Here is a 19,847-nt window from a genome sequence, read left to right as displayed (position 1 = left end):
CGACAATGGCATTGGGAAGATGGCGGGATGGCGCCCACGGTGTTCGGCACCACTTGGCGATCAAGCTGCGAAAGGGCTGTCATGGATTGGAAGCTGGAGCTGGTCCCGGTCCCCGTATCGGACGTCGATAGAGCAATTGCCTTTTATGTTGGGAAGGTCGGCTTTCATCTCGATCACGACCACACCGTAAGCGACGAGATACGTTTCGTGCAATTGACGCCGCCCGGTTCGGCCTGTTCGATTGCCATGGGCAAGGGCCTCGTCGACAGCCCCCCGGGATCCATAAGGGCCTGCAACTCGTCGTGCCCGATATCGATGAGGCTCACCGGTACCTGGCCGCTCAAGGTATCGAGGTCAGCGATATCAAGGATTTTCCCTGGGGCAGATTTGTCTTCTTTGAGGATCCCGACGACAACACCTGGTCTGTCCAGCAACTTCCACCTCGCAGCTGAGGCGGCACGCTGCGGCAGGGTCGTGCCCCGACACAGATAGCGCGGGATGCACGGTTCAATTCGAACGCATCCCGGCCTAACGCCTTTTCTCGTCGAAGGCGGCATTCCAATTGTGATAAGGCGCGCGATAGGTGGGGATGCGGTCCTCGACATCGACAAGCGCTTCGAACGGTTTGTGCGGTTCGGCCTGATACCAGAAGGCGACCGACGAAATGTCGTCCGAGCGGCGATTGGCGTGACCGTGCTCGATGGTCACCCGGATGCGTTTGTGGAAGATGACCGGGTCCTCTATGTGCCAGCGATAGAGCGTAACCGGCTCGGTCCAGTTCGGCCCGCCGGCGGCGATGATGCCGTGATAGGGCGCGCTGTAGTCCTGTGTCGGGCACCATGCCGTATTGAAATAATCTTCCGTGCCGGTGCCGTGCAGCGTCGGCGGCCAGGCATCGTTGACGCCGGGGCCGGTCTCGCCGCGATCGTCGATCAGTTCGGCCTTCGGTCCGATGCGCGGATCGGGCTTGCGCACTGTATCCGGCACGGAAATGCCCGGCTCGCCGTCGACGAAGATCATGTCGTCGCCCTCGCCATACCAGTCCCATAGTGCGGAACGCCGCCGCGAATAGACGGAATAGAGCACGCCGACATAGTGGCCGTGACCTTCCGCCTCCAGGATGGTGTAGTTGCCGTTCCCGTCGGTGTTTTCCCCGCCAAACAGGACCTGCTCGTTGGCCAGCCCCGTCTCGTCTATGCCGTCAGGTCGCTGCTGCCTGTATTGGGCGTGGAAGCGGCCCAGGCCTTCCTCGAGTTCCTCATGCAGTTCGAGATCGACATAGTAATAGAAAAGCAGGTCGTCCTCAGCCTCATTGGTGACGGTGAAGCGCATGTGGCTGGCAAACGGCATCGGAAAGTAGCAGTTGAAGGCCTTGCCATCCTCTGGACTTGCCTGCACCGGCAGGCTGGCAAAATTGCGGGTGCGGGCATGGCCCATGCCGAAGAAATCGCCGATCGGCGTTTCGATGCTCGGATGTGCCTCACCATCCCAATAGGCGCGCAATACGATCTTGCGCAGGAACGCCTCGCTCTCGCAGGCGAGCGTCGCCCAGATATGCGTGACGATGCCGGCACCGTCATGCTCGGCAATCACCACCGTCTGGCCGGGTTCAATGTGCAGCCGGTCGTCATTGCCGCCGGTGCGGTCGTAGCTTGAGAACCGGCGGGTTTTGGCGTCGCGCAATTTGGCGAGCCCGCGAAGCGGCGACAGGCCGGCATTATCCATGTGTTTCTCCTCTTGCTTCAGCGGTTATTTCAGGCCGCTTGTCTTGATGGATTCCATGATCTGGCGCTGGAAGATCACGAAGAGGACCAGCATCGGCACGGCGACGATGGTCGAGGCGGCCATGACATAATTCCAGGCGGCGGCGTACTGGCTCTTGAAGTTCGCAATGGCTACCTGCACCACCCAGAGGTTGAGGTCCGATGTGATCGTCAACGGCCACAGGAAAGCGTTCCAGTTGGCGAGGAAGAACAGGATCGCCAGTGCCGACAGGATCGGCCGGCTGAGCGGCAGGATGATGCTCCAATAGATGCGCCAGTAGCCGGCGCCGTCCATGATCGCGGCTTCTTCCAGTTCCCTGGGCAGCGACAGGTAATGTTGCCTGAGCAGAAAGATGCCGAACGCGTTGAAGATCGCCGGAATGATCAGCCCGGCATAGCTGTCCAGCATGTGCAGCGTCCGCGTCAAAATGAACAGCGGCACGATGATGACTGGCAGCGACACCAGGAAGGTCGAGAACATGGCGAGGAACAGAATGTCGCGGCCCGGAAAACGCAGCCGTGCGAGCGAATAGCCCGCCATCGAATGGAAGAACAGCGCAGCAACCGTCACCGTCGCCGACACGAAGAACGAATTGAAGAGATAGCGCAGGAACGGCACCTCGGTCAGCACATAGAGGAAATTGCCGAGCGTCGGGCGTTCCGGAATGAGGCTCGGCGTGAAGACGTCGCTCGCCGGCTTGAGCGAGATGACCAGCATCCAGACAAGCGGGAATACCGTCATCAGGCCAAGTGCGGCGGTTGCCAGCATCCAGGCAAGTCTCGCCGCTCGTATCTGCGAACGGCCGGAAGGAGTTCGGCCGTCAGTCATGCTCGAAACGTCCGCCGCGCGTCAGCACGAAGAAGAAGACCGTGACCAGCATCAGCGCCAGCACCAGCAGCGATGCCATTGCCGACGCATAGCCGAAGGCGCCGAACTGGAACGCCTGCTTGTAGATGTAGATGATCAGCACCGAGGTCGAATTGACCGGCCCGCCTTTGGTCATCACATAGATCAGGTCGAAGACCTGGCCGCCGGCGACAGCCGCGACGAGCGAGACCAGGAGGACGAAGAAGCTGGTCGGCTTGAGCAAGGGCAAAGTAATGTACCAGAAGCTTGTCACCGGCCCGGCACCGTCGATCTTTGCGGCTTCGTAGTACTCTGCCGGGATGTCCTGGAGCCCGCCGAGGAAGATCAGCATGTAGAAACCCATCAGGAACCAGACGCTGACCAGCACCAGCGTGAACAGCGCCAGATTTGGATCGCCGAGCAGCGAAATTCCGCCGAGGCCGACGAGCGGCGCCAGCCGGCTGACGATGCCGACCTTTTCGACCAGCATGAGCTGCCACACGAGCGCCACCACGACCAGGCTGACCATCTGCGGCGCAAAGAACATCGAGCGCATGACCGCGTTGAAGCGGTTGGTCTTCTGCACCAGAAGCGCCAGTCCCAGTCCGGCGACGTAGAGCGCCGGCACCAGCATGACGGCATAAGCTACCGTCACCTTCACGGACGACCAGAACAGCGGGTCGCCCCACATGCGCCTGTAATTGCCGAACCCGACGAACCTGTAGCCGCCGAAGCCGTTGACCTCGAAGAACCCGACGGCGAGCGACAGCAGCATCGGCACGCCGACGAACACCAGCAGGCCAACCGCATCGGGCAGGACGAACAGCCATGCGGCGCAGCGCTCCCTTTGCTTGGCGGTGAGGCCGCGGGCGGAATTCGCGCCCGCGGCTGGCGGTTTCATCTGATCCATGCTGGAAAGGGCCTAAAGGATCGGCGCGCCGGAATAGGAAGCGAGGAACGCATCGAGTTGCTGACTGGCCGTCGTCGCCGCCTGCTGGGTATCAACCCCGCCAAGCTGTGCCGACTGGATGGCGTCGGAGATGATCTTGTAGGCCTCCGGCGGAACCCGCGGCTCGGCGCGCGTCCCCGGATGGATCTCCTTGGCGAAGGTGCCGAACTTGCCGGTGCTGAAGACATCGGCGCCGGCCTTCAGCGCGCTGTTGCGCGGCGGCATGTCGCTCTTGGCGACAGTGCACCAGTTGACGACCCGGTCGATCGATGCCGGATCCATTGAGGCCAGCGCCCAGGCGCAGAACTGGGCGGAAGCATCCGGGTTCTTGCCTCCGGCATTGGCGACAAAGGCCCAGCCACCGCCGACGGTGACGTATTTGCCATTGGCCGGTGTCGGCAATTTGAAGATGCCGTAGGGCACGTCCTTGGCGTTGTTGTCCATCGCCGAAATGCCCCAGATGCCGCAGTTCTGCATGGCGCACAGCCCTGCCCCGAGATTGGCGACTATGTCGAAGCCGCCGCCGACCACCTGACGCGGCGCCACGCCGGTATTGATGGCATCCTGCCAGAGTTTCAGCGCCTGGACGGTGGCCGGCGAATCGAAGGCGCTCTTGCCGTCCTTGCCCTGGAATTCGCCGCCGCCCTGCCACAGGAACGGATACCAGGTGAAGTTCTGGTAATAGCCGGGAGTCGTTTCGAACAGCACGCCGTAGCGACTGGGCGTCGTCAGCTTTTTGGCGACCGCCAACAGCTCGTCCCAGGTCTTCGGCACGTCGTTCTCGTTGAGCTTTGCATCCTCGAACGCTTTGACCGAATAGTAGAAGGCCATCGGCTCGACTTCCATCGGCACACCGTAGATCTTGCCGTCCACCATGCGGTTGGCGATGACGCTTTCCGGGAAATCGGCTTTGGCGGCATCCTCGATATGCGGCGTCAGGTCGGCAAGTACGCCGCCATTGTAATAACGCAGGAAATCGCCGGGGCTGATGAGGAAGATGTCAGGGCCCTCGCCCGACGCGAAGGCCGTTGCCAGCTTGGAACCGGAGATGTATTCGCTGTTGACGACATATTCGAGCTCGACCTTCTGGTCGTGGCCGTCGTTCCAGTCGGCCACCAGCTTCTCGAACCACTGGACCTGCGGTTTCACGTCTCCCCCAGGCGCATAGAACTGCCAGAATTTCAGCGGCGCTTCCTGAGCGCGCACGGCCATCCTGTTGATGAACGGGAAGCCTGTGAGGCCGGCGGCAGCGAAAGTGGCGCCGCCCTGGATCAGCCGACGGCGGTTCAGGCTGGCCAATGGCCGGTCGCGGGTCGTTTTGTCAGTCATCAATTCCTCCCTTGGATGTTGTTCGGTCGAACGTTGGCGAAGGGACCTCCGTTCCCTTTGCCGGCATCTGGCGTCACGCGCTGTCGAATGGGCTCAACACGCATGGGATCACTTCGGTGCGCGGCGCGCCCTCGACTTTGCCACCCAGCCGCTCGAGCAGCATTTGCGTGGCGCGCTTGGCAAGCATTGTCGGACTGTTGCCGACACGGGTCAGCTTCGGCCTGACATATTCCAGTTGAGGCAGGTCATCGAAGACTGCGATGGCGATATCCTGAGGGATATTGATCCCATGGTCGTAGAATTCGGTCAGCGCACCGGAGGCCATCAGATAATTGGCGAAGAACATCGCCGACGGCAGGTTTCCGCCGTGCTTCTCCCTGAGCCAGGTGACCGCTTCCCGCCCTGACGGGGCAAGATAGCTTCCCTCGAACCGCAGATCGGCGGAGATTGGCACGCCATTGTCGGCGAGCCCTTTTTCGAAGCCGGCGGCACGCGCCATCGCCTCCTTGAAAAAGGCTGGCCCGGTGACATGGGCGACGCGGCGATGGCCCCTCTTCGCCAGATACTCGCCCATCAGATAGCCGCCGCCGAAATCGTCCAGCTGGACGCTGTCGACAGCATGGTTCGGCAGATGGCCGATGAAGACGGCGGGCAGATCGAGGCTGAGCAGTTCGCTGTGCATGCCGTGCAGCGCGAAGTCGGCAACGATGACGCCGTCGACCCGCTTGCGCCCTATCTGGCGCAAATACTCGCGGCCGTGATCCTGTGAATGTCCGCCCGGCACGTCGGTGTTGAAGATCAGCATGTCGAGGCCGACCATTTCGAGCGTCGACTGCGCCGTTTTCACCAGCTCCGGATAGAACGGGTTGCGGATGTCCGGGATCAGCATCGCGATGATGTTGGTGCGGCCGGTGCGCAGGCTTTGCGCCTGCGGGTTCGGCGTGTAGCCGAGTTCGTCGATCGCCGCTTGTACGCGTTCACGCAGCGATTTCGATACCCGGTCCGCATGGTTGATGACATGCGACACGGTCGTGCGCGACACGCCCGCTCGCGTAGCAACTTTGGAAATCGTGCTCATGGTGACAGGTTATGAGCACATGAATGCATTTGCAAATCGATTTTACCGGTGTCTCGCAAATTAGGGCCGTCAGGCGGATTGCGCAAAATGCCAAAAGAAAAGGCCGGACTGTTAAGCCCGGCCAAGTGTGAAGGTCTATAACCTCCAGAGGGGAACGCGCCGGACGCAATGGGAGGAGACATCCGGCGCAATTCGCATATGGGTCTGTATTGGTGGCGTTTCAACGATGCGGCAGTAGACCAACGGCGTTGCTGCCATAGAGCCAGAAACGCAAAGCATTCGAAGGGGGCGGTGGATCGCAGCTGCCAGTTGGACACAAAGGTCGCCGAATGCAGGGTGGCTCCTGGCATAGGGACTTCAGTCTGTAGGCCTATCGACCAAGGACCCGCACAGCCAAACTTTGGTCCGAGGCTGCTATCGCAAAAGCCCGAAATGCGAGAGTTTCAGGAACTGAGTTCCGAGGAGCCCCGTTGCGATGCCGACTGTTACAGGAGGCCGCCATGGACCCGAGCATTCACCAGGCACGTTGGCTGCTTTTTCCGTTATTTGGCCTGTGTTTCGGGATCGCGGCCATTGGATTTATTGTTGGCTGACAGTGGGAACTCGGCGCTATCGCGGAGAGACGCAACCACGGGAAGGCAAAAGGCTTGCGCAGTAAATAGTCCCTTCCTGCGCTAGCGAGACCCACCAGTTACCATCGTGGGACTGGTGGGCCTTGACGTTCCGGACGCAAACCATTGTTTTAAGCATCACACGAATTCGAACAGGAGGCAGTACGACAGAGCCGTATGATTAAGGGGAGTTCCGACATGCGACTGGCAAGTTCATTGATGACGACCCGGAAACGAAGGACCGGATCTTCACGAGGACGTCGTGTCGGCATTTCTGTAGTCGTCTTGACCTTCATTCTCGTCGTAAGCCCCTATCGCGTCGTGTTCGATGGATCATCGCAGTCGCTCGGCCCGCAGGCTGCCTGGGCCAAAGATGGCGGGAACGGCAACGGCAATGGCGGGAACGGGAACGGGAATGGGAACGGCAATTCGGGCAATTCGGGTGGAAACTCCGGCAATTCGAACTCGAACGCTGGTGCCGGCAAGGGCAAAGCAAAGTCGCAGGACGACAATCTCCCTGATCCCGCCCCTGCGGTAAACCCCGATAGCAAGCCAAAACTCTTTGTCAACGCATCCACAGGAGACCGGGTCGAGGTGAGCGGCCCGAGCATTGGCGTGGTGCATTCGAACGGCCTCAGCGAGCGCATCGACAGCGACCAATATGAAATGCGGGATGCCGAGGGCCGCACCATCATTCGGCGCCTGGCGACGCGTTCCGATCGGGACAGGTTGCTTGGAATGATCAACTGAGGGCCAGTTCACATGGCCGCGCTGTGCGGCAATTTCGGCTCAAGCATGATCGCGAACAGGCGGATGCCGGCGCTCAGTCGCATCGCGCAAGGTCATGGCGGCTTCGGTCCTGTTGCTGACGTTGAGCTTGGCCAGGATTCGCGTCATGTGGTGCTTTATCGTCTTTTCATGCAGGTTCAGCCGAAGCCCGATCCGCTTGTTGCTCAGTCCCGCGGCAACCAGCGTCAGGATCTCCCTTTCGCGGCTGGTGAGGTCGGCAAGTCCGTCAGCTTTCGCCGGCTCTTTTGATTGAGCCGAGAGATCGGCCAACAGGCGCGCCGACAATTGTGGACAGACATATCGTTCGCCCGACGCTACCGTGCGCAGGATCGCAGCCAACGTCCTCGACCCGACCCCCTTCAGAACATAGCCCCTTGCCCCGCTCTGCAACGCGGTCATCACGTGCTGGTTTTCTTCCGAAACGGTCAGCATCACAATTTTCAGTGCCGGATGCCGCTCAAGGGCCGGTCCGATCACGCCAAGGCCACCTCCAGGAACCGAGATGTCCATCAGCAGAATGTCGGGCCGCTGGTCTTCGATTATCCGCAGGGCATCGTCTCTGCTGCTTCCTTCACCGACGATCTCGAACCCGCCGATCTGATCGAGCGTGCGCACAACGCCTTCCCTGAACAGCGGGTGGTCGTCGACGATGGCGAGCTTGATGGCTACTGTCATGTCTGCCCCATTTCAACGATGTTGAGGGCCATTCTTACGACTGTGCCACTCTGTGAGGAAGTCACGGTAAACTGGCCCCCGAGGCTTTCCACCCGCTCGCGCAGCCCAATGAGTCCCAGCCTCTCGGGACGCACGATTTGCGGGTCAAAGCCAGCGCCGGCGTCGGCCACTTCGATACAAACGCGCTCGCCGTCGAAATGTTTCTCGACCGACTGACCTTCACCTCCGGCATGACGGAATCCATTGTTCAGCGCCTCCTGGACGAAGCGGAAGATGCAGATCTTGGCCGCCGGCGACAACGGCGCATGGCCGCCGGTCATCGATAATCTCACTTTGACGCCGGTTCGTTCTTCGTGCGCCCGTACGGCTAGCTGGAGAATTTCACCCAGTTCGGCATGCTCGATATGCGGCAGGACAAGGCCCTTGCTGATGCTCCTGATCTCGCGCATGGCATCGTCCAGATGTGCTTTGATGGCCAGCAATTCCTGTGCACGCTTCGATTGCGGCGTAGCGGGATCGGCAATGACGGGGCTGTCGATCCCCAGCGCCGCGAGAGCAACCAATTGCGCGGGGCCATCGTGCAAGTCCGCACCGATGCGCCTGAGATAGCGTTCGTTAAGTGCGGTGGCACGCTGCGAGGCACGCTGCACCCGCAGCCTCAACAGTCTGTTTTGCGCAAGCAGATCGGAAAGCTCGGCAATGCGCTGCTTCAACGAGCGGCTCTGCGAACTGATCATGCGGCTGCCACGGAACACGATTGCCGACAGCCCGAGAAAGAAGGCCGCTGTGACGACGGCAACGTCCAGCCAGGTTCGAATGAGCGCCTGATGCAGGTTTCTTTCAAAATCAGTGGCGACCTCGTAGAATTCCGAAACGGCCACCACTTCCCCCGACCATGGCTGCAGCACCGGATTGTAGATCTCGAGGAGATGCAAGCCGCTGGCTCTTTCGGCCTCGCTGTCCGGATCGTCGAGCTTGTCGAACTCCGAGACCATTTGGCCTGCGAATGCCGCCCGGAGATTGTCGCTGGGTTCGAAGCGCTTGCCGATCAATGTCTTGTCGGTCGAATACAGGATGGTTCCGTCGCGACGCCAGAGCTTGAAGGATTCGAGCCTTGTGCCGAGTGCCCCTTGTCCCAGCGTTTCATCGAGCGCATGGGCGACGCTCTCGTCGAGCACTTCGCTCTTGCGCATATCCGGAAGCAGCGGCGCGATAACGCTGTCCACGTAAAGAGCCGTTGCGGATGCCGAATTCTGCGTGACCACGGTTTCTATATGGTTCGTGACGGAAATCCCCACCACCACCATGGCTGACAGGGAAAATAGGCCGCCCGCGAGCAGGAACTGCGTTGCCAGCGACAGCGCATTCCAACGGTCAACAAGGCTTGTCAGCCTGTGTGGCTTGGTGTTCCGAATGGCCCGCTCGGCAGCACGCCGCACCAGTGGCGCGATTCTGGAGAGCCGGCTAATCCGTTGTCGAACGTCGCTGAAAGACGCCATCCTAGGTGTGTAACCGATCAATCGCGATGGAACTAGGGCCTGATGAGAGGGCGAACAGCGTATCCGGCGCTTTTTTGGGCAAACCGTCTCATTGCGTCGTTCGGTAAAGCTCGGACGCGGCCTGCTTCAGTGCCGCCCGTCCATCCGGCCTCAGATACATCATGTGCCCGCCCTCCAGCACCTCGGTGCGAATGGGCTTTGCGCCGGCAAGCGAAGGAATTTGACCAAGCAGGTAGCGCGAGCCCATATACGGCGTCACCAGGTCGCTGTAGCCATTGACGATCAGCACGCCGAGGCTGGGGTTTAGCACGCGCGCCTGTTGAAGGTCGTCCATGACACCCGCATAGCCCTGACGCGTCGCGCTCGTCCCATAGTCCCAATTGCCGCTGACTTCACGGTTGAGAAGCCGATAGCTGATATCCGTGCGGAAGTTCAATTCATCACGAACATAGCCGACGAAAGCGGAGGTGAGCGCCGGCACGCTTCGGTCGAGCACCGGATCGGGACCCTCGACTCCCAGGCTCTCTGGCGCCACGTCCGCTGTCGCGATGTTGCCGTCATAGGCGCTGAGAACATTGCCCTTTGCCCGTGCAAACTCCTTGGCGAACAGCCCTATGGGAATGCGTGCAAAGTGCCGCTGGACGAGATCGAGCGGCAGACCGGTGATTGCGGCGACACGCTGGCTCGCCAGGCGTCCACCCTGCTCCAGCCCACCTGCCAGCGCGGACAGATAATCGCCGAGCGCATAGCGTTCGACTTCCGCCAGCCGCTCCTGCAGGGCTGGGCCGGAAACGCCTTCGCTGTGTAGGCGCACTGCCGCCAGCGACGGCAGTTCCAGCGCCCAGTGGAGCGGCTGGAACTCGTCCGGGCGCACCAGCGTGAATTCGAGCGCCGGCGAAATCAGCACGACGCCACTCGGGCTGATGCCGATGTCTTCCTGAAGCTTCCTGGCGAGCAATGCTGCTCGAAAGCCGCCATAGCTTTCGCCAGCCAGGAAGACAGGCGATGCCGTACGGTTCGTCTGCGCCAGATAGAGTCGGATAAACGCGCCTATCGACGCGGCGTCCTGGCTGATGCCCCAGAAGCTGTGTACTTCCGTGCCGGGCGCTTCACGGCTGTAACCGGTTCCGACAGGGTCCACAAAGACCAAGTCGGTCATGTCGAGCCAAGTGTCGGGGTTGTCGAACAGCCTCTGCGGCGGCGGCAGGAAACTTCCATCGGCCGCCGTCGCCAGGACCCGCGGACCGAGCGCGCCGAGATGAAGATAAGCGGAAGCTGCTCCCGGACCGCCATTGAACACGAAGGTGATCGGGCGCCGCGGATCCGGTCCCGTTTCTTTCCCGGAATGCAGTGCATAGGCGACGTAGAAAATCTCGGCGGTGATATCGCCTTTGCCGGACGGCAATGACAGCGTGCCGGCCTTGGCCTCGTAATCGAGCGTGCGTCCGGCTATGAGAATCGAATGATCGGAAGTCTGCGGCGGTGGCAGGAGCGAGAGAACCCCGCCTGTGGGCGGCGGCCGCTGGGCCGTCTCCGCGTGACCCACCCCAACTCCGGCAACCAACAGCAGAAGAGCGAGGGCGATTTCTTGCAGCTTGATAGGCATGACGTCTCCGGAGCAATTGGCTGGAAACTAGCACACCGTCGGCCGAACCAAAGTCACAGCACCGTGCGCCAGTACATCTGACAAGAAGAGGGGTCGGATTTGGAAATCCGATGCCCAGGGCGGAAGATAGGGCGCGAGGGTCACGGCGGCAGCCTTAACCTCTTCCAGCAGATGCGTGCGGCGGAATGGCGGACCAAACGACTTCGTGAATTTTCTGCCGGTTGACTCGATTGGCCCACTTCCTAGGTTGGCATTCGGGGCTCCCGTGCAATCCGAAGTTGGTATGACATCTTTCCACACCCGAAAGCTTGCCTTTCTCCTTCTATCGGCAAGCGCCCCTATCCTGTCTTCCTGCGTCATGCCCGACGACACGTCGAGCACTGCGAAGGAAGACGCCACGGCGGCGGCAGCCCGCAGGGAGATGGTCGGCCTTAGCGAGGCGGACGTTCGAATGTGCGCCGGCTTTCCGACCGCCACTGCCGATGTCGGCAAATCCGGCCAGATCTGGACCTATCAGCGCGTCGTTCAACGCGGCAATCTCAACATTGTCGTTCCGACCGTGGCCATTGGCCCCGTCCCGGCGCTGGGAGGTTCCGTCAACGTCGCCCCCGGCGGCTATTGCAACACGCAAATTCGAATGGTTGACGGTCATGTTGCCGAGGTTGCCTACGCCGGCGACAACAACCTGCCGAACAACCGCGATGCGCTCTGTGTCAGCACGGTAGACGCCTGTGTCGCCTACGCCCGTCAGTATCATCCAGGCAGGACAATGGGCAGATAGCGGGATGAGTGGCATTGCCGCTGATCTGAACGCCTGAGATTTCTGGTTTGCCGGCTAGTGACTATCCTCGATCCCGATCGAGCATCACCGATTTGACCTGACATTCCCCGCTCTCAACCGCCGACCCCATCGCGAATAGTGGAGAAATAGCGGTCGGTTCCGACCTGCCCGCCCTTGAGGGCAATTTCCAGCCCATCGATCGCCTTAATGCTTGAATGCGCCACACAAAGTGGCGAGCCCGGCGATGCCGGCAGCGGCATTCGCACAGTCAGCGCGTCGACGCCCATCTGGCCAAGTGCATGGCTCGACGTGTCGCCGCCGGCGATGACCACGCGCAGTAGCTTCTCTTGAAGCGTCAGTTCGCGGAGAACCTCGCCAAGGCCGCGGCCGAGCTTATGGCGGGCGCCTTCCCGGAGATCGATTTCTGCACCGCGGTCGGCCGCAGGTCCGAGCGCGGTGTAGAGGATGACGCTGCGCCCGGCCCGTAGCCTGGAGCGGCCGGTTGCCACCGCGCGCGCAATCGCGTCGTTCGAAGCCTCAGAAACCAGTTCGACCGGATCGAGCTCGATCCCGTCGAAGCCGTCGGCCAGAGCATGACGGATCTGTCGTTCCGTCGTCGGCGAGCAGCTCCCCGAGACCACGGCGATCCTGTCGGCAGCGCCCGGCGGCGAAAAGGCGGATTTGGCATCCACGATCCGGTTCGATGCCCATTCGACCAGCAAGGCATATTCGATGCCTGAAGAGCCGACGACGAAATAACCGCCCGGCTTGCGAGCGCGCCAAATCTCCTTGCCGGCAAGTGCCTGGGTTTCCAGGCTATCGACATCGACAAGCACGATACCTGAGCCATTCTCCACAAGCCGGTCGAATGCTTTCGACCGCGACGCGGACTGCAGCGTCGCCAGGTCGACCAGGCCCGAGGCGAGGCTGGTCTGGCGCGACAGATGGATCAGCAGGTCGGATTCGTCCATCGGCGTGGTCGGATGGCGGCTCATCACGGGATGGCGGTCGATGCGGAAATATTTTTCGCGATAGGCCGCGAACAGATGGCCGAAGGCGGTGTAGCGCTTCAGCTGCGGCGCGCCGACCACCAGCGGCACGCCGTCTTGCCGGAAAACCGAGCGGCCGATTTCGATCGCCCGGCCGATGCTGCCGATTGCCGGGCTGGAATCGAAGGTCGAGCAGACCTTGTAGTGGCAGATCTCGGCGTTGACGGTCTTCAGCCAGGCGAAGGCATCTCGCAGATGCGTGTCCATCCACTGCGGCGTCTCGCTGCGGCTGGTGCCGGCCAGCCCGAGGGCGCGGCAATGCGCAAATTGCGAAAGCAGCGCCTCGTCCGGCTGGCGCATGAACAGGACGGTCGGCACGCCGCCGAGCTCGAGCGCCTCCATAACGTCGGTCGAGCCGGTCAGGTCGTCGCCATAGTAACTCAGAAGCCGGTTTTGCATGGCGTCAGGCCGCCTCGCCGCCGCCGAACTTCTCGATCGACCGCGCCAGCTCGACATGGCTCAAGGCATAATCTGCCAACGGAATGTCTTGGACCGCCGCCTGCCAGGCCTGCTGCACGGCGCGCACGCCGGCGCCCGGCCCGTCCGGGTGGCTGACGATACCACCGCCGCAGAGATAGAGAAGATCGACCGTCCGGCCGGTTCGCTGGAAGGTTTCAGGCGCCTGCCCGCCCCACTGGCCGGAGCCGGCGACCGGCAATGCGCAATCGGCCGGCGAAAAGATCGGCGTGGTCACCGCCTTGAAGGATTCGACGAAGGACCAGTCGGGTTCCCAGTATTTCGAGGCGATGCCGTTGATCTGGAACTGGTCGACGCCGAGCAACCGCCAGAACTGCTGCCAGACCTTGAAATCCATGCCGAGGCCGGGATGGCGGGTGAGAATGTCCCAGCCATTGCGGTGGGCATGGAGCACCAGGCTGGAGCGCTTTCGGAGGTAAGCCATGCCACCAAAGCCGATCGAATTGATGCTGACCACCGCGCAATTGCCGCCGGCCTTTGCCACCAGATCGTGGTTTCGCATCATCTCGTCGGGATCGGCATGTGAAATGCCGAAGGCATACATGACCTTCTTGCCGGTCTTCTGCTCGTGGTCGAGGATCAGCGGCATGATTGCCCTCACCCGCTCCGACAGCGGTGAATAGGCCGGGCTCATCAGCTTCTCGTCGTCCTTGATGAAGTCGACGCCGGCGGCAATCAGCTCTTGCACCATTGCGGCCGTCTCGTACGGGCGGAGTCCCAGCGCCGGCTTGACGATGGTCCCGATGATCGGACGATCCGCGACACCGGTCAGCCTGCGGCTGCCCGTGACGCCGAATTGCGGGCCCGGATGCGCGCCCCGGTACTCCTCGGGTAGCTTCATGTCGACGACACGGATGCCGGACAGGCCCTTGATCGAAAAGGTGCCGCCGATGGCGATGGTCATCAGCGCCGACAGGTCGGTGCCGATGGCGTCCAGCGGAAAGGCGATATCGATGTCGGCGCGCTTGACCGGGCCGTTGCGTGCTTCGGGGCTTGCTCCGGAACCGGTTTCGGGAAGGGACGGCCGGTCCGCGTCCGGCAGATGCCGTATCGCCAGGACTCGCGCTGCGACCCTGGCCTTGAGCTCTTCGGTCTCGCCGGCCAGCGCGACGAAGGTTCCGGTCGACTGGTCGCTTGCAATCTTGGCCGCCAGCGCCTCGATATTGCCGGGCGTTTCGATGCGATAGGTAAGAACAATCATATTCGCGCGGCCTGCCGGGGAGGTTTCGAAAAAGGTTCCTTGGCCCTCGAAATCTGGTATAATGAGTACATAAGCATTGCAAGCCCTATCCGGCTTGGCGGTAAGGGCGAGCCGGCAGCATGCGTTCCGGAATTCACGGCGGAAATGCTAGATAGGGGCCGGTCAAAGGAGTGATTCGCGACGATGAACCGTTCGGAGCCGATCGTCCGGCGCAAGCTTTCCGACGAAGTATTCTTGAGACTGAAGCGCCTGATCACCGGCGGCGAATTGCTGCCGGGTGACGACATGCCATCGGAGCGCGAATTGATGGAGCGCTTCGAGGTCGGCAGGCCGGCGATCCGCGAGGCAATGCAGGCGTTGAGCAATATGGGGCTGGTCGCGATCTCGCATGGCGAGCGTGCCAAGGTGCTGCAGCTGACCGCCAAGTCGATCATCAAGCAGGTCGACGGCGCAGCCAAGATCATCCTGTCGTCATCGAAGGACACGCTCGAGCACCTCAAGAACGCACGCATCTTCTTCGAGCGCGGCATGGTCAAGGAAGCTGCAGAAAAGGCCACAGCCGAGGACGTGCAGCGGCTGCGGGAAACGGTCGCCGAGCAGCGCAGCCATCGTGGCAACTCGGAAGCCTTCATATCCGCCGACATGAAATTCCACACACAGATCGCGGCAATATCCGGTAACCCGATCTATGTCGCCGTCAGCGAGGCAATGCTAGGCTGGCTAAAGGAATACCACACCGAAATGCTGATCTGGACCGGCAAGGAAAAGTTCACGCTGACCGAGCACGAAGAGATCGTCGGACGCATCGAAGCCAAGGATGCGGATGGCGCCGAGAAGGCGATGATCAAGCACCTCGAACGCTCGCGCGCGCTCTACGTGATGAATTCCGGCAACTGAAAATCAAGTGCAGGTCCCGACCGGCGTCGCGGTCGGACCTTCTCGGCCTACTGGCTGACCACAGATCAGCCTGAGCCCGGACCGACGCAGTTTTATGTTGCCGTCTGAATCCGGTGTATGTGCCGCGTTGTTTTCATTCAACGATTTCAGCATTTGCATCTTCCCAGCCGTGGATTTCCGCCGCCCGCTTTCGTCAGCAGGCCCGCATAGGCCCCGTCTTGGAGGCGCCTGCTTCTTCTTGAATTGGCAATTCTTGCAAAGACTATGCTAGATTTGCCAATCGGCGAGAACGACACCGGGAGAACCGCAATGGCTGACAGGAGCCTCCACGTCGTGATCTGGCTGCCGTCGAATTTCTATTCGGCCGTCGTCTCGACGCTCGTGGAAATGTTTCAGCTTGTGAATGACGTCTGCCGGTCACAGGTTCTCTCCTGTGAGTTCGTTTCAAGGGGCGCGCCGTCGACATCAAGCACAGGAATTTTCTTCCCGACGAAGGCTCAACCATCCCGGAAAATGGATGTCCTGATTCTCATTGCGATGCCGGGTGTCGAGATTCCGGAGCTTCTGCGCTCGCTCGACGAGGAGAGTGAACATTCAAAACCGCTGATCGCGCTTGCGCAACAGCAGGACGCAATCATCGCAGCACATTGCGGCGCGTGTTATCTGCTCGCCAATTCGGGATTATTGGACGGTAAACGCGCGACGATATCCTGGTGGCTGAAAGCCGAGGCAAGCCGCCGGTTTCCGCAAGTGCGATGGGACGCTTCCCGCCTTCTCATTCGCCAGGACCGCCTCTACACATGCGGAGGCGGGTTTTCCGGACTCGAACTCGCCAGGGCTTTGCTGATCGATCTGGGGTTCTCGAAGGAGGAGCGGATCATTCGAAAACTTCTGGTTCTTCCTCCACCGCGTAAATTCCAGAGTCCTTACGAATTTCCTCTCGACGAAATTTCGAACGAGGCCAGCCCATTCGAGAACAAGCTGCGCGAGCTCTCGAACGACAAGATGTCGGAAATCGATCTGAAATTTCTGGCAACCGAATTGGGCATGTCTTCGCGAACCCTGTCTCGCAGATTTTTCGACGAACTCCAGATAACGCCGGGAAAATGGATCCAGGAAAGGCGGCTGGAGTTGGCAAAATCCATGCTTGAGGAAACGAAACTGAGCGTTTCAGAAATTTGCTATCGGGTGGGATATCAGGACGTCGCCTCGTTCAGCCGTCTTTTTTCCAAGACAACTGGAATGGCACCAGGCGAGTTTCGAAAGCAGATCCGGTGATAAGTCGGCAACGGAAGTGCTGCCGCTACGGGCAACCGCTGCCGAAGAGCGGCTATCCAAGAGCCTCGGCAAATGACTTCAGCCGATCCGGACGATTGCGTAGGGTGTCATCACAAGATGGTCTCGGCCCGACGTGTCTTGCGGAATCTTGCGCGACATTCGTCCATCCCAGATCTTCAGAGGACCCCGATCGGAGCCGAGCCCGGAAACATCGACCGGAAAATCGTCCGGGGTAAGGTTCGCCAGCCAGACGATGATCCTGCCTGTCCGGGAGCGGCCGGCCAGTGCCAATACCCGCGTCTCATCGGTCGTTGTCGCCGCCACATGCGCATGGCCGGCCAGATCGCAAAGTCCTTTCACCGCGTGGAAAATCGGCCGGGGTGTACCTTCTTTGACAGGTTCGCCCGACGAGGCCAGTACGCCGAATGGTCCGGTGAAGCTGCAGAGCGTCAGCATTTCGAGCCCGGCCGGCGCAACGCGCACGGCATAGCCGATCGTCCATGCGGCCCCGAACAGCCCGGCATGGCGAGGGTCGCGGTCGGCCATGGCAATGCGCTGATTGTCGGGATTGGCCTTGGTCGCGCCGCCATAAGGGTTCTGGCGCATGGCAATGGTCGACGGCCCGATCCGATAAGGTATTGTTCCGAAGATCGTTCGTACTGACGCCGTGATGAAAGGCAGTGCCTCCAGCGATTGCCTGACGCTGAGATCGTCGGCGGCGTGCACGATCGGGCAGGTGCAATGCGTGACGAAATCGAGCGGGTCAGCCGGCACACGCTTGCGATTGAGTTCGGTGAAATAACTGAACATGCCGCCGCCGAGGCGGGTGTCGGGAAAGGCGCGCCGCGCCGCGGCATAGACGTCTTCGAGCGGTGGGCATTGCGGCCATGCGCTGCCCGGCGGCGTCGACTGCCGGTCGACCGAGGGCGAGACGGCAATGGCCGAAAGCTTGAGCCCGACCTGGCGCACCATGTCGGCGACGCCTGAAAGCTCGACGTCGAGATCGCCGTCGCCGGCAATGACACATTCGAGCGTTGTCCGGACCGGATAGGCGGCGGCGAGCTGGGCGTAAGCCCGCAAGGCGTCGAGCCCATGGCCACGGGTCGGGTCGTAATGGAACATCAATTGCTGCGGACCAAGCTCGGACAGCATCGGCAGCTTGCCCAGCGCCGTCTCGACCTCATCCGGATAGACGATCACGCCGATATCCGGCAGCCCCGGTCCGGCTTTGCCGAGCGTGACGCGAATTGGTTCGACGGTTGCCGCAGCCGCCGGCACTTTCCCGCGACCCTCTATCCGCAAGCTGATGGTCTGACGGAAGGTCTTGCCGGCGGGCAGCACATAGGGCCACGGCAGCGCCAGCGGCCGAACATAGGTCTTGTAGGAGGCATCCGACCAGTTGCGCTGGTCCTCCATCTCGAAAGTATCGCCTTGCATACGGCATTCGGCGGTGACGCCCGGCCGGACCTCATGGGTGATCGACCGCAGATCCTTGAAAGGCTGCCAGGGATCGATCAGCTCTGGAAGCCGCGTCGCGACCACGCTGCCATCGGTATGCTCGACCGTGACCGGGCTGCCGGCCAGGCCGGCAATCGGATGCAGGATGCAGAAGCCGCAGCGATTGGTCTCGAAATCGTTGTCGGGAAGAGCGCTCACGTCGAAGATCAGCTGGCCATCGGCCGAGCCCTTGATGGTCGCACGGAAGTCGAGCCGGCTTCCCTCTGGTCCGAAACAACCTGCCGAATAGCTGACGAAGAAAGCGTCATCGCCCTGGTCGATGATTAAATCGGTGAGCGTCGGCTCGTAGGTGCCCCAGTCGCGATCCCTGACGATGTAGGCGATGGCACGCAGAACTTCGGTGTCGCCGTGCCGGATGGTGCGCAGATTGCCGTTGACGAAGTCCGCCGTCAGCGCGCCGGCGCGCAGCCTGACCGGTTCGGCTTCAACGGCACGTGTGCCGTAGAGGAGGAAGGCGTCGGCTGTCATTTCAGCAAGGCGTCGAGTTGCACCGGCTCCCGGCTTGCGGCGCCGGCGTAGGCTGCCTCGACCAGCGCTAATGTCTTGAGGTTGTCCGCGCCCGAGGTCGCGGGCTCGGTTCCGTTGGTCAGGCAATCGACCCAGTGCTTTTGAATGGCGACGACGCTTTCCTGGATGTTGTGCCACGGCCGTGATGCCCAGGCCAGCAGCGGTGGCGAGACGTTGCTCACGGCTGTCCCGCTCCTGCCGGTGACGGTGAGCCGGTAGCCCTGCGCCAGCCGGATCGTGCCGTCGCTGCCGTCGATCTCGATCAGCGTCTCCGGAAACGGCTCGGTAGCGAGCTTGCTCGCGTAGCTGCAGTCGACCACGGAAGTGGCGCCGCTCGTGTGGTCCAACAGCATCGTCGCAACGTCCTCGCCGGCAATGCCGGGATTGATGCGCGCCGTTCGCGCAGTGACGGTCGAGACGTCGCCCAGCAGGAAGCGGGCGATGTCGAGGATGTGGATACCCAGATCCTCGATGATGAAGCGCTTTCCCGTCGACAGATAAGGCTGGCCGGAAAACACGTCATAGGCAGAGCGGAACGAGATCCGTCCGAAAAAGGGGGTGCCGATTTCGCCGCTGTCGAGCACGGTACGCACCGCCTGGATCGGCGACTGCCAGCGAAAATTCTCATGCACCATCAGCGGCACGCCGGCGTCAGCACAGGCCTTTACCATCGCCTTGGCATCGGCAAGCGTCGGCGCAAACGGTTTTTGGCAGATTGCCGGAACGCCGTGCTGCGCTGCCATCTCCACGAGCATTCTGTGGCTTGGTGCGGTGGTGGCGATGTCGACGAAATCCAGCCTTTCGCCGGCAAACAGCGCGGCCGCATCGGTATAGCGCCGCGCGACCCCGAACTGGTCACCGACGACCCTCAACCGGTCCGGATTGCGGTCGCAGATGGCGGCGATCGAGGCGCCCTCTATGTCGCGCCAGGCATGCATTTGGTTGACGGCGAAGAAGCCGCAGCCGATCAGCGCTCCCCGCAGCTCCGCCATG

General features: G+C 61.4%; 17 protein-coding genes. 5 read left to right on the top strand and 12 right to left on the bottom strand.

What is annotated here, in order from left to right:
• Positions 1-212: 212 nt before the first annotated feature.
• The gene (locus NKI97_RS02655; protein ID WP_352832578.1) at positions 213-452 is read left to right on the top strand and encodes a VOC family protein; all 240 of its coding nucleotides are present in this window, start codon (positions 213-215) and stop codon (positions 450-452) included.
• 76 nt (positions 453-528) lie between these two features.
• Here NKI97_RS02655 and NKI97_RS02650 read toward each other — a convergent pair whose 3' ends face one another.
• The 5 genes from NKI97_RS02650 to NKI97_RS02630 form a co-directional block, all read right to left on the bottom strand.
• Entirely contained in the window at positions 529-1,725 is a 1,197-nt protein-coding gene (locus tag NKI97_RS02650) for a glycoside hydrolase family 172 protein (RefSeq protein ID WP_352448135.1), read from the bottom strand.
• Between the two features lie 24 nt (positions 1,726-1,749).
• On the bottom strand, positions 1,750-2,592 hold the full coding sequence (locus NKI97_RS02645) for a carbohydrate ABC transporter permease (RefSeq protein WP_352832527.1): 843 nt from the start codon (positions 2,590-2,592) through the stop codon (positions 1,750-1,752).
• A complete protein-coding gene (locus tag NKI97_RS02640) occupies positions 2,585-3,511 on the bottom strand; it encodes a carbohydrate ABC transporter permease (RefSeq protein WP_352448137.1) in 927 nt (308 codons plus the stop codon). The genes NKI97_RS02645 and NKI97_RS02640 overlap by 8 nt, the downstream gene beginning before the upstream one ends.
• 21 nt (positions 3,512-3,532) lie before the next feature.
• On the bottom strand, positions 3,533-4,888 hold the full coding sequence (locus NKI97_RS02635; protein WP_352448138.1) for an ABC transporter substrate-binding protein: 1,356 nt from the start codon (positions 4,886-4,888) through the stop codon (positions 3,533-3,535).
• 73 nt (positions 4,889-4,961) lie between these two features.
• Positions 4,962-5,966 (bottom strand): LacI family DNA-binding transcriptional regulator, encoded by a 1,005-nt coding sequence (locus tag NKI97_RS02630; protein WP_352448139.1) that lies wholly within the window; start codon positions 5,964-5,966, stop codon positions 4,962-4,964.
• A gap of 896 nt (positions 5,967-6,862) precedes the next feature.
• Between NKI97_RS02630 and NKI97_RS02625 the strand changes: the two genes are divergently transcribed.
• Positions 6,863-7,327, top strand: a complete 465-nt coding sequence (locus tag NKI97_RS02625) for a hypothetical protein (protein WP_352832523.1) — start codon at positions 6,863-6,865, stop codon at positions 7,325-7,327.
• Between the two features lie 39 nt (positions 7,328-7,366).
• Here the strand turns inward: NKI97_RS02625 and NKI97_RS02620 are convergent, their stop codons facing one another.
• The 3 genes from NKI97_RS02620 to NKI97_RS02610 form a co-directional block, all read right to left on the bottom strand.
• Positions 7,367-8,041 carry a LuxR C-terminal-related transcriptional regulator gene (locus NKI97_RS02620; RefSeq protein WP_352448141.1) on the bottom strand — a complete coding sequence of 225 codons (675 nt, stop codon included), beginning with the start codon at positions 8,039-8,041 and terminating at the stop codon, positions 7,367-7,369.
• The gene (locus tag NKI97_RS02615; RefSeq protein ID WP_352821187.1) at positions 8,038-9,480 is read right to left on the bottom strand and encodes a sensor histidine kinase; all 1,443 of its coding nucleotides are present in this window, start codon (positions 9,478-9,480) and stop codon (positions 8,038-8,040) included. Before NKI97_RS02615 ends, NKI97_RS02620 begins: the two co-directional genes overlap by 4 nt.
• Positions 9,481-9,628: 148 nt before the next feature.
• Positions 9,629-11,146, bottom strand: coding sequence for a S10 family peptidase (locus NKI97_RS02610; RefSeq protein WP_352448143.1), 1,518 nt, complete (start codon positions 11,144-11,146; stop codon positions 9,629-9,631).
• Between the two features lie 283 nt (positions 11,147-11,429).
• Between NKI97_RS02610 and NKI97_RS02605 the strand changes: the two genes are divergently transcribed.
• Positions 11,430-11,927 (top strand): hypothetical protein, encoded by a 498-nt coding sequence (locus NKI97_RS02605; protein WP_352448144.1) that lies wholly within the window; start codon positions 11,430-11,432, stop codon positions 11,925-11,927.
• A 113-nt stretch (positions 11,928-12,040) separates the two neighbouring features.
• Here the strand turns inward: NKI97_RS02605 and NKI97_RS02600 are convergent, their stop codons facing one another.
• Entirely contained in the window at positions 12,041-13,375 is a 1,335-nt protein-coding gene (locus tag NKI97_RS02600) for a four-carbon acid sugar kinase family protein (protein ID WP_352832520.1), read from the bottom strand.
• Between the two features lie 4 nt (positions 13,376-13,379).
• Positions 13,380-14,654, bottom strand: coding sequence for a 3-oxo-isoapionate-4-phosphate decarboxylase OiaX (oiaX, locus tag NKI97_RS02595; RefSeq protein ID WP_352741969.1), 1,275 nt, complete (start codon positions 14,652-14,654; stop codon positions 13,380-13,382).
• A gap of 183 nt (positions 14,655-14,837) precedes the next feature.
• Between oiaX and NKI97_RS02590 the strand changes: the two genes are divergently transcribed.
• Positions 14,838-15,551 (top strand): transcriptional regulator NanR, encoded by a 714-nt coding sequence (locus NKI97_RS02590; protein ID WP_352577753.1) that lies wholly within the window; start codon positions 14,838-14,840, stop codon positions 15,549-15,551.
• A 309-nt stretch (positions 15,552-15,860) separates the two neighbouring features.
• Entirely contained in the window at positions 15,861-16,829 is a 969-nt protein-coding gene (locus NKI97_RS02585; RefSeq protein ID WP_352832519.1) for a GlxA family transcriptional regulator, read from the top strand.
• A 78-nt stretch (positions 16,830-16,907) separates the two neighbouring features.
• On the opposite strand, the gene apnL is transcribed toward NKI97_RS02585, so the two are convergent.
• A complete protein-coding gene (gene apnL / locus NKI97_RS02580) occupies positions 16,908-18,815 on the bottom strand; it encodes a D-apionate lactonase (RefSeq protein ID WP_352832517.1) in 1,908 nt (635 codons plus the stop codon).
• A complete protein-coding gene (locus NKI97_RS02575; RefSeq protein WP_352832514.1) occupies positions 18,812-19,846 on the bottom strand; it encodes a Gfo/Idh/MocA family protein in 1,035 nt (344 codons plus the stop codon). Before NKI97_RS02575 ends, apnL begins: the two co-directional genes overlap by 4 nt.
• Position 19,847: the final 1 nt, after the last annotated feature.

It is taken from the genome of Mesorhizobium sp. M0296 (assembly GCF_040321675.1).
Classification (GTDB): domain Bacteria; phylum Pseudomonadota; class Alphaproteobacteria; order Rhizobiales; family Rhizobiaceae; genus Mesorhizobium.
Note: the sequence above shows the minus strand (reverse complement) of the source record. Positions and strands in the feature narration are given on the sequence as shown.

Excerpts from the sequence above, each read along its gene's own strand:
- NKI97_RS02620 (WP_352448141.1), bottom strand. The coding sequence starts at position 8,041 with ATGACAGTAGCCATCAAGCTCGCCATCGTCGACGACCACCCGCTGTTC.
- NKI97_RS02600 (WP_352832520.1), bottom strand. The coding sequence starts at position 13,375 with ATGCAAAACCGGCTTCTGAGTTACTATGGCGACGACCTGACCGGCTCG.
- oiaX (WP_352741969.1), bottom strand. The coding sequence starts at position 14,654 with ATGATTGTTCTTACCTATCGCATCGAAACGCCCGGCAATATCGAGGCG.
- NKI97_RS02585 (WP_352832519.1), top strand. The coding sequence starts at position 15,861 with ATGGCTGACAGGAGCCTCCACGTCGTGATCTGGCTGCCGTCGAATTTC.
- NKI97_RS02605 (WP_352448144.1), top strand. The coding sequence starts at position 11,430 with ATGACATCTTTCCACACCCGAAAGCTTGCCTTTCTCCTTCTATCGGCA.
- NKI97_RS02640 (WP_352448137.1), bottom strand. The coding sequence starts at position 3,511 with ATGAAACCGCCAGCCGCGGGCGCGAATTCCGCCCGCGGCCTCACCGCC.
- NKI97_RS02645 (WP_352832527.1), bottom strand. The coding sequence starts at position 2,592 with ATGACTGACGGCCGAACTCCTTCCGGCCGTTCGCAGATACGAGCGGCG.
- NKI97_RS02610 (WP_352448143.1), bottom strand. The coding sequence starts at position 11,146 with ATGCCTATCAAGCTGCAAGAAATCGCCCTCGCTCTTCTGCTGTTGGTT.
- NKI97_RS02635 (WP_352448138.1), bottom strand. The coding sequence starts at position 4,888 with ATGACTGACAAAACGACCCGCGACCGGCCATTGGCCAGCCTGAACCGC.
- apnL (WP_352832517.1), bottom strand. The coding sequence starts at position 18,815 with ATGACAGCCGACGCCTTCCTCCTCTACGGCACACGTGCCGTTGAAGCC.
- NKI97_RS02590 (WP_352577753.1), top strand. The coding sequence starts at position 14,838 with ATGAACCGTTCGGAGCCGATCGTCCGGCGCAAGCTTTCCGACGAAGTA.
- NKI97_RS02630 (WP_352448139.1), bottom strand. The coding sequence starts at position 5,966 with ATGAGCACGATTTCCAAAGTTGCTACGCGAGCGGGCGTGTCGCGCACG.
- NKI97_RS02650 (WP_352448135.1), bottom strand. The coding sequence starts at position 1,725 with ATGGATAATGCCGGCCTGTCGCCGCTTCGCGGGCTCGCCAAATTGCGC.
- NKI97_RS02575 (WP_352832514.1), bottom strand. The coding sequence starts at position 19,846 with ATGGCGGAGCTGCGGGGAGCGCTGATCGGCTGCGGCTTCTTCGCCGTC.